We start from the raw sequence: 11,511 nt of genomic DNA, 5'->3' as shown, positions 1-11,511 counted from the left end.
GCCAGATAGACAAAAAATGCCCGGATAGTGTTATCCAGGCATTTCAAAAAGTTCTATTCCTTTTTTAATAAGCTTACACTTTCATCAAATTCTTTTTCAATGTCTTCATTTTTCTTGTACGTAAGTAAGCTGATGATATAAGAAACGATTAAGTTAAAAGCAAAACCTGGTACGATTTCGTAAAGTCGATCACCAAGTCCAACGTTTTTCCATACGATAACGGTTAACGCGCCCACAATCATACCGAAAAGAGCACCCCAGTTAGTCATCTTCTTCCAGAATAAGCTTAGAATAATGATGGGACCAAATGCAGCTCCGAAGCCTGCCCATGCATATGCTACAAGGTCTAGGATGGTGCTGTTTTGATCAAGAGCAAGGATTGCCGCAACAACTGCTACCAAAAGAACTGCCATTCTTCCTAAGAAAACGAGGTGTTTGTCTGAGGCCTTTTTGTTCATGACTACTTTGTATAAGTCCTCCACAAGTGCACTCGACGTAACGATTAATTGTGATGAAATAGTACTCATAATAGCTGCAAGAATCGCGGCTAAAGCAAATCCAGCGAATAAAGGATGGAATAGAATCTGACTTAGTTCAATAAATACTGCCTCTGGATTCTCTAATACATGTTGAGGATTATTATGGAAGTAAGCAATTCCAATGAATCCAGTAAAGATGGTACCTAGCAGTGAGAAAATCATCCAGCCCATTCCAATACGGCGTGCACTTTTGGTTTCTTGTATCGTTGAAATGGCCATGAAACGCACAATGATATGCGGCTGACCAAAATAACCAAGTCCCCAGGCCATTGCAGAAATAATTCCTAATGTTGTTGTTCCTTTAAAGAAATCAAGGTATGTTGGGTCAATAGCTCGAATCGTATCAAACGTTTCTGCGGGACCCCCTACTGTGAAAATTCCAATTGCCGGAACAAGAAGGAGAGCAATGAGCATCATTAATCCTTGAATAAAGTCGGTGTAACTAACAGCAAGAAATCCTCCGAATAATGTATAGGCAATGGTAACACCGCCAACAATTAAAAGTCCTGTCAGATAGCTCGTTCCAAAGGAACTCTCAAAAAAGACTGCCCCGGATACTAAACCTGAAGAAACATAGAACGTAAAGAAAATCAGAATAACGATACCAGATACAATCCGCAAGAGCTTGGTGTTGTCTTTAAAGCGGTTTTCTAGGAAACTTGGAATTGTTATAGAATCATTTGCTACCTGAGTATAGGAGCGAAGGCGAGGTGCCACCAATAACCAATTAAGGTATGCTCCAATGGTTAAACCAATAGCAATCCATGCGTCGGCTAAACCCGTTACATAAATTCCTCCTGGCAATCCCATTAATAGCCACCCGCTCATATCTGCAGCTCCAGCGCTTAATGCTGTGACAGCAGGTCCTAGTGACCTTCCTCCAAGCATATAGTCTGTTAGATTGCTAGTTTTACGATAAGAATACCAACCGATAAAAAGCATCATCGCAAGGTAAATTCCAATCGAAACAAGCTGTAGTGTTTCGTTTGACATAATTTTCCCCCTTTATTATGTTGAAAAATAATTGAAATAATATTTTTTATATATAAAATATTCTACCAACTGGATATAACTATATCCACTAGTATTTTTTTACTTTCCTAAAATAGGTTAAAGTACTCTTGGAATATTAGTAAAAAAGGTAGAAATCCTTTCATTTGTAACGAAGAAATGAAAGGGCTATGATAAAAGAAATAGAAGGGAGTGTTTAGTTTGGAATTAAATTCTTGGTTTCAAAAAGGGTTAACGAAAGATGAGTACATAAGCTCAATGACTCGGAATAAAGAAGAAATGACTTCTATTTATGATCGCTTCGAGTTAACACAAGATGATAAAAAGCAACTTGAAGCAGTCCAGTCAAAGAAATTACGCGCAATTGTTCTAACAGAGGATTGGTGCGGTGACGCCATGCTTAACAATCCAGTATTGCTTAGATTGGCTGAAGCTGCTGGAATGGAGGTCCGGTTTGTTCTGCGAGACCAGAACCTTGAACTAATGGACCAATATTTAACGAATGGCACCTCTAGAGCAATTCCTATTTTTATTTTCATTGATCAAGAAGGAAATGAAGTGGGAGTATGGGGACCACGTGCACCTGAAATGCAAGCTCTTGTAGAAAAAGGCCGAGGAGAACTGCCGGATAAAGACGCTCCAGATTTCCAAGAGAAACAGATGGCTTTATATAAGCGTCTAGGTCAATCTTATCAGACTGACTCATCGATTTGGCAAACCGTTGCAAACAGTATTATGAAAGCTTTTTTATAAAATTTGAAAATCCCTGGCTGGTTGGCCAGGGATTCTTTTACATCTTAAAGTTGTTATTTTTTGGAGGAATACGGTCATTGATAAGATTTTTATCATTTATTTTCGGTTCAATTCCTAGGATAAGGTTACGAATATTAGAGCGGTGAAGGTAAATTAAAAATAAAGTAAAGAATGAGAATATAAGTTCAAAATCTTGTTGAGGAGAAATGAAAGAGTAAATCAAAAGGCTGAGACCAACTGAGATGGAGCCGAAGAATACATACTTAGTTAAAAAAATCACCAAAAAGAACGTTACATAAGCGATCAAGGCCAATGGGAAATTTGCTACTGCTAAGGTTCCGGCAGTAGTGGCAATAGCTTTTCCACCACGGAAACCAGCAAAAATAGGGTAGCAGTGTCCTACGACTGCCATCAGACCAAAGTAAAGTGGTTCAACATCAAGGTTAAAGTGTAAAGGCAGGTAAGCAGCAAGTGCTCCTTTACCAATATCAACAAGTACCACGATAATAGCAGATCCTTTGCCAAGAACCCTTAATGTGTTGGTGGCACCAGGATTTTTACTGCCATGGTCGCGAATATCAACCCCGTAAACCAGCTTGCCCACAATTAGCGCAGTCGGAATGCTTCCAATCAAATAAGAGGAAAGGAGCAACAACCAAAGCATATCATCATTCCTTTGTCAGAGTATCTTCTATAACAATAGCATTTTACCATACTTCAATGGTATTATTTTAATAATTCCTAAATTAGGAAATATTAAAGGGGCGGCTAGCATGGAACACATCGATTTTGGTCAAGTTGCTAAAAGTTATGCGAAAGCAAGAGAAGATATTCCCGTAAGTTTAATGGATAGTCTTTATGTCCGGGGGATTTTTTTGGATGGGAAAAAGGTTGCGGATATTGGCTGTGGGACAGGATCCTTAACAAGAAAGATCGCTATGAGGAAAGCAGATGTTACTGGGATAGATCCATCAAAAGAATTGCTTCAACATGCAGTGGAGTTAAATAAGTCAAAAAATTATACCATTCCATATCTGCACGGTACTTCTGAGAATACTGGTTTAGATGATTCTCAGTTTGATATAGTAACGGTTATGCGTGCCTGGCACTGGTTTGACCGTGAAAAGGCAATTGCAGAAATGAAGCGAGTATTAAAAGCAAAAGGGACACTAATTGTTATAGATTCTGGTTTTCTTGCAGGGTCATCAGTTGTTGAAAAGACTTTCGAAGTGCTAACTAAATATGTAAGTGATGGACTTAAACCTGCAGGGGCAAAGGCAGAATCCAGCCAGAGGATTAACGGCTTTCCGGCAGAGTGGTTCCATGAATGGCAAAGCAATGGTTTCGAGTTAAGGGATTTTTATAAACTCAACTATAACATTACCTTTACAAAGGACACATGGGTAGAAAGAGTGGAATCCATCTCCTGGCTTGCAGGGTTAGTAAAGGATGTTAGGAATAAGGCGCTAAAGGATTTAACTGAATCCTTATCTGACCAAGAAACGTTCGTAATTCCACACGAATGTAATGTTTGTATATTAAGGCTTCAAGAATAAAGTTATTCCTTGGACGTGCGACTAGCTCGCACGTTTTTTTATGCTACTATTTTACCTAGAATAAAAAATAATTTTTAAAAAGTGTAGGGGTTTGTAAAATCAATTCGTCTATTAAGGTGAAGGTCAGATAGAAAGGGGGAGAGAGCGATTAGTGATTCAGTATTAATACAAAAAGTAATGGACGGCAGTGATCATGCCTTTCGCCTTTTGGTTGAGAAGTACCGCAATGATGTGTTCCGGACCGTCTTTGCTGTTCTTCGTGATCAAAAGGAAGCAGAAGATGCCGCTCAAGAAGTATTTATGAAAATATATTCCTCTCTCTCCCAATATGAAAATCAAGGCTTTAAGACTTGGATGACCAGAATAGCCGTTAATCATGCCATCGATATGAAGAGGAAGCAAGCACGAAGAAAAGAAGAAGTGATGGAGGCTTTGGAACAGCAGGCACTTGGCACTCCAAAGGATAGTGTTGAGAAAGAACTCATCGTTAATGAAAGACGAAGGCTTGTAAGAAATAAACTGGATGAGCTTCCCGAGAATTATCGTGACGTCATCTATGGTTTCTATATAGCGGAAAAAAGTTATCAGCAGATGGCTGAAGAACAAAATGTACAAGTGAAGACAATTGAAACAAAGCTTTACAGGGCAAGGGTTTGGATGAAAAAGAATTGGAAGGAGGGCGATTTTTCATGAAGCATTATAGTTATGATGAGTGGTTGAGCTATGTGAAAGACGAAGTCATCGGCACGATCCGAGAGGAAATCGAAAGTCATTTATATACATGTGACCAATGTCTAGAGCATTATTTACAAGCTGTTTCAGAACATGAATCATCACTTCCAGTTCTATCAAACGAGAACAGTTTTACAGACCTGGTAATGGCGGAGGTTTCTAAGCAAAAAGAGTTCACAGAAAGTCCGACAGCAGTGAAACAGCCAGTTAAAACGAAAAAGTCATTCTATCAACAGGCATCTTTTCACTATTTAATTGCAGCCGCTGCAACACTATTGCTTACTTTTTCAGGAGTGTTTCAATCACTTGCCACCTATGCAAGTGCGGTAGAGGCACCACAGCATAGTAAGGAGAAAAAGCATACAGTGACAGAAGGCGTTATTGATAAAACATTTGCATGGATGGACTCACTAGAAAAAAAGGAGGCAAATAAGAAATGAAAAGTTCAACAAAAGCTTTAACCTTATCGCTTTTCCCAGGCCTCGGTCATATTTATTTCGGAAACATGATTCGTGGTGTGCTTTATTTATTATCAGTGTTTGGATGTGCATTGTTTACAGTATTATTTCTTGCAAGTGGTGTTGGCGAAGAGACCATCATTCCGTTTATGATTGGAATTTTCATTTACTTAATCAGCTTTATAGATATGGGAGTACAAATTTCCAAACAAAAGAAAGCATTAATAGCGTCTAATCCTGCTGTACCGCAAATACAAGCGACACAGGATTCAGAGCGGTTCTATACGATAGTACTTTCGTTTGTCCCGGGATTAGGTCATTTCCAGCTGGGACTGATGAACCGAGGACTCACCTTGTTAGCTGCATTTTTAGGACTTGGTGTTATGGTGATTTTCATAACGGCTCTTAGCAGTCGTTCAGAGTTTCTCGTTTTCTTAGCGGGCTTGCCAATTATATGGGTGTATGGCTTTTTTGATTCCGTACAGCAATTAAACAAGAAACAGCGTGGTGAGGAATTGGTTGACCGTACCATATTCGAAGACTTTGAAACACGAAGAGAAGATGGAAAAAAGAGCAAATCGATTGCCACCTTTCTGTCAATTTTCCCTGGTGCAGGGCACCTTTATCTAGGTTTACAAAAACGCGGCATTCAGTTAATGGCAGCTTTCCTGTTTTCAATCTATATTTTAGATATTTTACGTCTTGGTATTTTCTTGTTCTTGATACCGATTATCTGGTTCTATAGCTTTTTTGACGCCATGCAAAAGGTTTCCAAATATGGTGAGGAAGAAATTGAGGATGTTCCGATTATTTCTTACTTAATTAATCACCAAAAATGGGTTGGAATTGGTCTAGTCGTGCTGGGGGTTTATTACCTATTCATGAATGTGGTTATTCCTGTCTTTGCCCCAATGTTATCAAATCTTATCCAAATTGATTTAGTGTATTGGGTCCAAAGTTATTTTCAAACGGGGATTGTTTGTGTGCTGTTAATTGGCGGCGGCATTAAGCTTTTATCAGGGAGCAAGCAAAAAAGGGAGGAAAAAAGATCATGAAAAGGTGGAAAAACACACTAACAGGGGTGCTCTTAATCGGGGCAGGTATTGGGTTCCTTTTTAAAAAAAGAAAGGAGGAGCAGGCATGAGGACATGGCGTGTTGGCACGTTTTCAATGGGGGCCTCGCTCGTTTTTCTTGGCCTCTTCCTTTTTCTTTCACGTTTTTTAGGATTTGATTTAGTTCATGTGATGTCGGCTTGGTGGCCAATTTTGTTAATTGTTCTTGGAGTTGAAATTCTCCTCTACTTATTTTTCTCGAGGCAGGAGAAGCCTATTTTAAAATATGACTTTGTCAGTATTCTTTTTGTTGGATTGCTAGGTATGGTAGGGATACTATTTGCGACCCTTAGTGCAACGGGGATTATGGGGAAAGTGGAGGAAGTGGTTGCAAGGGAAGAAATGTCTTTTGAACTGCCGGACTTTTCTCATCAGGTGGATGACAGTATCAAACGTGTTGTCTTAAAAACCGTAGGTTATCAAACAACGATTGAAGCAACGGATGAAAAAGAAGTGTCAATGTTTGGAACGTACCGGACACAGACAACGAAAAAGAAAAAGCTCCTAACAAGTGCGGATGAATATGTGTATGCAAACAGAAAGGGAGATACTCTTTTTATAAATGTTAAGACACTTCCGAATGAATTGGGACCTTTTTATAGCCATCAAGAAGTTTCCTCAACCATTCTTATCCCAAAAGGGGTAAAACTTGAGGTAATTGGAAACGGAAATGAGATTACGTTAAACCCGCGGGATCTTGAGAATGACTGGAGTATAAATGGTGCCTCTTCACTAAATATAAAGGTTGTAGAAAACAGCAATTTGAATATTGCAGCACTTGGTGTAAGTGAAGTAAATGGTAAGGATGGAGCATGGAAGATAACTGAAAAAGTGGACCCGAATGTTGAAGGAGTAGAAAGAGACGCTGTATACCAATCCGGTGAGGGTACCTATCATATTAATATCACCAATATTCCTTATGTTAGTTTAAACTCGAATTAGTTCACATCTTATTTTTTGCAAAAAAATAAAAAAAAGGTATGATAGTAGACGGCAGAGTTATGGACAGAATAATATTTGATGCCTGGGTTAATAATTGTAAGCCAAGGGGTAAGTTGGTAGAATATAGAAGAGGTCCATAAGAAGCCATTTATTGATTTCATAAAAATAGGATGATGAAACATGAAAAGAGCACGATTAATATATAATCCTACTTCAGGGCGGGAAATCCTTAAGCGCCATCTAGCAGAGATACTAGAGAAACTTGAGATTGCCGGGTATGAGGCCTCTTGCCATGCGACGACGGGTGCAGGTGATGCAACGGCAGCCGCTCGGATAGCAGTTGAACGACAATATGATGTTGTCATTGCTGCTGGAGGTGACGGCACCATAAATGAAGTAGTCAACGGACTTGCGGAGCAGGAGTTCCGGCCAAAATTAGGAATTATTCCAGCTGGTACAACGAATGATTTTGCAAGAGCTCTCCATATACCCAGAGATATTGGTGCAGCGGTCGATATTATCACCAAAGGTGAACGGATTCCGGTGGATATTGGCCGAATTAATGACCGTTATTTTATTAATATCGCTGGTGGCGGCAGAATCACGGAGCTTACATACGAGGTTCCAAGTAAACTTAAGACGATGCTTGGGCAGCTTGCATACTATTTAAAAGGGATGGAAATGCTTCCTTCCATTAAAGCTTCGGATATAAGTATTGAGTATGATGGTAAGCTTTTTGAAGGGGAAGCAATGTTGTTCCTTGTAGGGCTGACCAATTCTATCGGCGGATTTGAAAAGATTGCTCCGGACTCTTCGATTAATGATGGTCTATTTTCATTGCTGATTTTGAAAAAAATTAATTTGGCCGAATTTATTCGAGTTGCAACGTTAGCCATTCGCGGTGAGCATGTGAATGATCCGAATGTTATATATGCAAAAGCGAGCCGGATAAAAGTCCATTCAAATGAAAAGGTACAATTGAATCTTGATGGTGAGTTCGGTGGGTTACTGCCTGCAGAGTTTGCTAACTTGTACAGGCACTTAGAAGTATTTGTCCCACTTGATGACATTCGTCCTCTCGATAAACCAACAGATTGGGTACCGGGTCAGAGATATAGCTGAAAAAGTCCGTTCCGACGAGGAATGGGCTTTTCTTTTTTAAAAAGGTATTTTACTATTTACACATTCGATGTAAGTAATCCTGATTTCAAAATCCTACTTTTTGTCTATAATCAGCTAGGTCATAAGATACTTACATATTAAGCTTAGGCTTGTTACTATTTAATGGTAATTACTAAATATTCTGTGTTTTAAAGTATTATTAAAAAATGAAACCCATTTCATAAAAAAGTCAAAAATACTACATTGGAACTTTAGCTGGAGATTGAACAGTTAAATTACTTCTAAGCATATTAGAGGAGGTGTATGCCAAGAGCTAATTTTCACAGAATATAGGTAACCCAATTTGTTTTCTACCTTTTGTATTAATTTTTATGAAACCGATTTCATTTTAAAGTTAGGATTAAAATTTTATTCGAACAAATCATTCTGGAAGTTTATTTACAATAAGACTGGAGGTTTATTATGTTTCGAAAATTTACTAAACTCGGGTTAGGCATTTTTCTTCTCAGTTCTACCCTTTTTACTGGAGGAGCTTCTGCCATTACTAATACACCAGTAGCAGACCGTGAGCCAATGAACACGGAAGTAAAATCCATTGATGGAACGAACGTTTTGTACCAATATGGTGAACCAGTCCCATCGTTTGATACTTGGACACAAGAAGAGCCGAGTAGAAACTACTTATCACTTGATGGGAAATGGAAATTTGCGATGGATCCCGATAGCCAAGGGATGACTGAAAAATGGTACCAAAAGGATTATAATGATTCAAGTTGGCAGCAAGAAAAGGTGCCAGGCAGCTGGGATCTTTATGATACACCTGGGTTTGGTACATACGATGGTTCGAATTTTGGTGAAGGAACGGCATTTTACGATGGCGATGCCTGGTTCCGGACACATTTTTCACCTGATGCCAGTTGGAAAAATCAATTCGTAAAACTTAATTTTCTTGGCGTTAACTATCGTGCATGGGTTTATGTGAATGGTCATTTTGTAGGCGAGCATGAAGGTGGAAATACCCCGTTTGCGCTTAATGTTAGTGAGTATTTACAACCAGGGAAAGATAATGTGATTGCGGTTCGAGTACATCGCAGAGCAGACTTTGATTCTTATACCAGTCCGGATGCGAAGCCTGTTACAAATGACGTGGAACTGCCATACAAACCTGTAGACTACTGGAGATATGCAGGAATTACACGTAGTGTCTATTTGGAAGCAACATCAAATGTAAATGTTAGTAAAATCCTTACTTCAACAGGTGATCATACTTTAACAACAAAAGTGGTTGTATACAATCATGGAGACAAAAAAGTAGATCGTCAACTAGTTGTAGATCCAGGTGAACAAACTGGTGGAAAGCCTAAGTCACAGGAAATAGAATTAAATCCAGGCGAGGTAAAAGTGGTCTCAATGGATTTTGATATTAAGAGTGCAAGCTATTGGACACCGGAATCCCCTAATCTTTATGAAGTAACTGCAACTCTTTATAAGGGAAAAGGTGAAGGTCAAGTTTCACAGAATGGAATTGGCTCTGTTGATGACAGCCTTTCAACAACTTATGGTATGCGAACAATTGCTACAGAGGGTAGTAAATTAACCTTAAATGGAGAACAGGTATTCTTGAAAGGTCTTAACTGGCATGAGGAAACAGCTGCAAACGGCAAATCTATGACAATTGAAGAGTATGATACCGAGTTGAATCATGTTCTGAATGTAAATGCAAACTTTATTCGTAACAGTCACTACAACCGTCACCCATATGTATATGATTTTGCTGATAAGCATGGAATAATGGTATTGGATGACGTTGATAATATGTGGCTAGATACGAAGCAAGAAGCGTTACAAACAAACTCATATGGTCTTTCAAGATCACTAGTATTAAGTATGGCGTGGAATCAAATTAATCGCCCTTCTGTTATCATGTGGTCATTACAAAATGAGTCTCAAATTTGGGATGATGAGCAAGTTTACCGTGACTGGCTTTCGGATATGAAGAGTGCTGTCAAAAGTGTTGATATCCAAAACCGCCCTGTCACATGGGCATCTGGAAGCAGTTGGGATCCAGCCTATGACTTGGCAGATGTCATCGGTTTGAATGAATACTTCGGTTATTTCTATATGAAGGATGAGGACCTAGGGACCACGTTAGAGGCGGTTCATAGAAACCATCCAAATAAACCGATATTAATTACGGAAAATGGAACGTGGGCCTATGCAGAAGAGGAACTCAAACATGGAGAACCTACAACGTCCGGAACTGAAGAATGGCAATCCGCTAAATTCCTAAATCACTGGAACCAGGTAACTGATTCTACTCGTCTAGATTATATGGCCGGATATACGTTCTGGGTGTTAAAAGATTATAAACAAAGGTTAGGTTATAACCAACAGATAAATGGGATTTCTACCATGGGATTAATGCGATTCGACAACGAAGAACCACGCTTGGTATATGAAACCTTTAAAAACGCAGCAAATCCATTTAAATAAGAGTTTTTGTACTATAAAATCTAATCATTTATAATCCTGCAATACTTAAAAAAGGTAAACACAATTTAGTTATGTGTTTACCTTTTTTAATTTCATATAATCAAAAGGGACTTGAATGGGCATTAGGGTATTTTGAACAACGCGTTCCATTGTGGAGCGGGCTTTTTGAGTTTAGAGGAATAAAAGGTTCTTGCACAGAAATATTTATAGGATGAAAGGGAGGTATCGAAATGGTTAAAAAAGCATTAATTAATATCGATTATACGTATGATTTTGTTGCAGATGGAGGGGCATTAACTTGTGGAGAGCCAGGGCAGGCAATTGAAGAGAAGATCGTTCAGTTGACTCGTGAGTTTATTAATAATGGTGATTATGTTGTTTTTGCTATCGATGTTCATAATGAAGGTGATTCCTATCATCCAGAAACAAAACTATTCCCGCCGCATAATATTCGTGGAACTTCAGGTAGAGATTTGTTTGGTGGGCTGCAAACACTTTATGAAGAGAAAAAAGAGCGTGAAAATGTATATTACATGGATAAAACACGGTACTCCGCTTTTGCTGGCACCGCTCTTGAAATCAGGCTACGTGAACGGGGAATTTCAGAGCTGCACCTTGTTGGGGTATGCACAGATATTTGTGTTCTTCACACTGCCGTAGATGCATACAATAAAGGTTTTAAGATTGTAGTCTACAAAGAAGCCGTTGCTTCCTTTAATCAAAAGGGACATGAATGGGCATTAGGGCATTTTGAACAATCACTTGGAGCGCTGGTTAAATAGTTTTTATAAT

At 38.9% G+C, this 11,511-nt stretch carries 12 protein-coding genes; 10 read left to right on the top strand and 2 right to left on the bottom strand.

The window, feature by feature from the left end; translation table 11 throughout:
- Positions 1–53 precede the first annotated feature (53 nt).
- Positions 54–1,532 carry a sodium/proline symporter PutP gene (putP, locus tag ABC255_RS28040; protein WP_412998391.1) on the bottom strand — a complete coding sequence of 493 codons (1,479 nt, stop codon included), beginning with the start codon at positions 1,530–1,532 and terminating at the stop codon, positions 54–56.
- 219 nt (positions 1,533–1,751) lie between these two features.
- Here putP and ABC255_RS28035 point away from each other — a divergent pair, with 219 nt between their 5' ends.
- A complete protein-coding gene (locus ABC255_RS28035; protein WP_412998390.1) occupies positions 1,752–2,303 on the top strand; it encodes a thioredoxin family protein in 552 nt (183 codons plus the stop codon).
- 37 nt (positions 2,304–2,340) lie between these two features.
- Here ABC255_RS28035 and plsY read toward each other — a convergent pair whose 3' ends face one another.
- Entirely contained in the window at positions 2,341–2,967 is a 627-nt protein-coding gene (plsY, locus tag ABC255_RS28030) for a glycerol-3-phosphate 1-O-acyltransferase PlsY (protein WP_412998389.1), read from the bottom strand.
- A gap of 109 nt (positions 2,968–3,076) precedes the next feature.
- Here plsY and ABC255_RS28025 point away from each other — a divergent pair, with 109 nt between their 5' ends.
- The 9 genes from ABC255_RS28025 to ABC255_RS27985 all read left to right on the top strand — a co-directional run bounded on the left by ABC255_RS28025 (position 3,077) and on the right by ABC255_RS27985 (position 11,501).
- Positions 3,077–3,859 (top strand): class I SAM-dependent methyltransferase, encoded by a 783-nt coding sequence (locus tag ABC255_RS28025; RefSeq protein WP_412998388.1) that lies wholly within the window; start codon positions 3,077–3,079, stop codon positions 3,857–3,859.
- A gap of 177 nt (positions 3,860–4,036) precedes the next feature.
- Complete coding sequence (locus ABC255_RS28020; RefSeq protein WP_412998387.1) at positions 4,037–4,552, top strand: sigma-70 family RNA polymerase sigma factor; 516 nt, start codon at positions 4,037–4,039, stop codon at positions 4,550–4,552.
- Complete coding sequence (locus tag ABC255_RS28015; RefSeq protein ID WP_412998386.1) at positions 4,549–5,031, top strand: anti-sigma factor; 483 nt, start codon at positions 4,549–4,551, stop codon at positions 5,029–5,031. The genes ABC255_RS28020 and ABC255_RS28015 overlap by 4 nt, the downstream gene beginning before the upstream one ends.
- Positions 5,028–6,104 carry a hypothetical protein gene (locus ABC255_RS28010; RefSeq protein WP_412998385.1) on the top strand — a complete coding sequence of 359 codons (1,077 nt, stop codon included), beginning with the start codon at positions 5,028–5,030 and terminating at the stop codon, positions 6,102–6,104. The genes ABC255_RS28015 and ABC255_RS28010 overlap by 4 nt, the downstream gene beginning before the upstream one ends.
- Entirely contained in the window at positions 6,101–6,193 is a 93-nt protein-coding gene (locus ABC255_RS28005; protein WP_335528252.1) for an LPXTG cell wall anchor domain-containing protein, read from the top strand. The genes ABC255_RS28010 and ABC255_RS28005 overlap by 4 nt, the downstream gene beginning before the upstream one ends.
- The gene (locus ABC255_RS28000; RefSeq protein ID WP_412998384.1) at positions 6,190–7,104 is read left to right on the top strand and encodes a hypothetical protein; all 915 of its coding nucleotides are present in this window, start codon (positions 6,190–6,192) and stop codon (positions 7,102–7,104) included. The genes ABC255_RS28005 and ABC255_RS28000 overlap by 4 nt, the downstream gene beginning before the upstream one ends.
- 180 nt (positions 7,105–7,284) lie before the next feature.
- A complete protein-coding gene (locus tag ABC255_RS27995; protein ID WP_412998383.1) occupies positions 7,285–8,226 on the top strand; it encodes a diacylglycerol kinase in 942 nt (313 codons plus the stop codon).
- A gap of 462 nt (positions 8,227–8,688) precedes the next feature.
- Positions 8,689–10,719, top strand: coding sequence for a glycoside hydrolase family 2 protein (locus ABC255_RS27990; RefSeq protein WP_412998382.1), 2,031 nt, complete (start codon positions 8,689–8,691; stop codon positions 10,717–10,719).
- 230 nt (positions 10,720–10,949) lie between these two features.
- Positions 10,950–11,501 (top strand): cysteine hydrolase family protein, encoded by a 552-nt coding sequence (locus ABC255_RS27985; protein WP_412998381.1) that lies wholly within the window; start codon positions 10,950–10,952, stop codon positions 11,499–11,501.
- Positions 11,502–11,511: the final 10 nt, after the last annotated feature.

This window comes from Neobacillus canaveralius, from assembly GCF_047237705.1.
Classification (GTDB): Bacteria; Bacillota; Bacilli; order Bacillales; family Cytobacillaceae; genus Neobacillus; species Neobacillus niacini_K.
The sequence above is the reverse complement of the archived record's forward strand: the minus strand, read 5'-3'. Positions and strand labels throughout refer to the sequence as shown.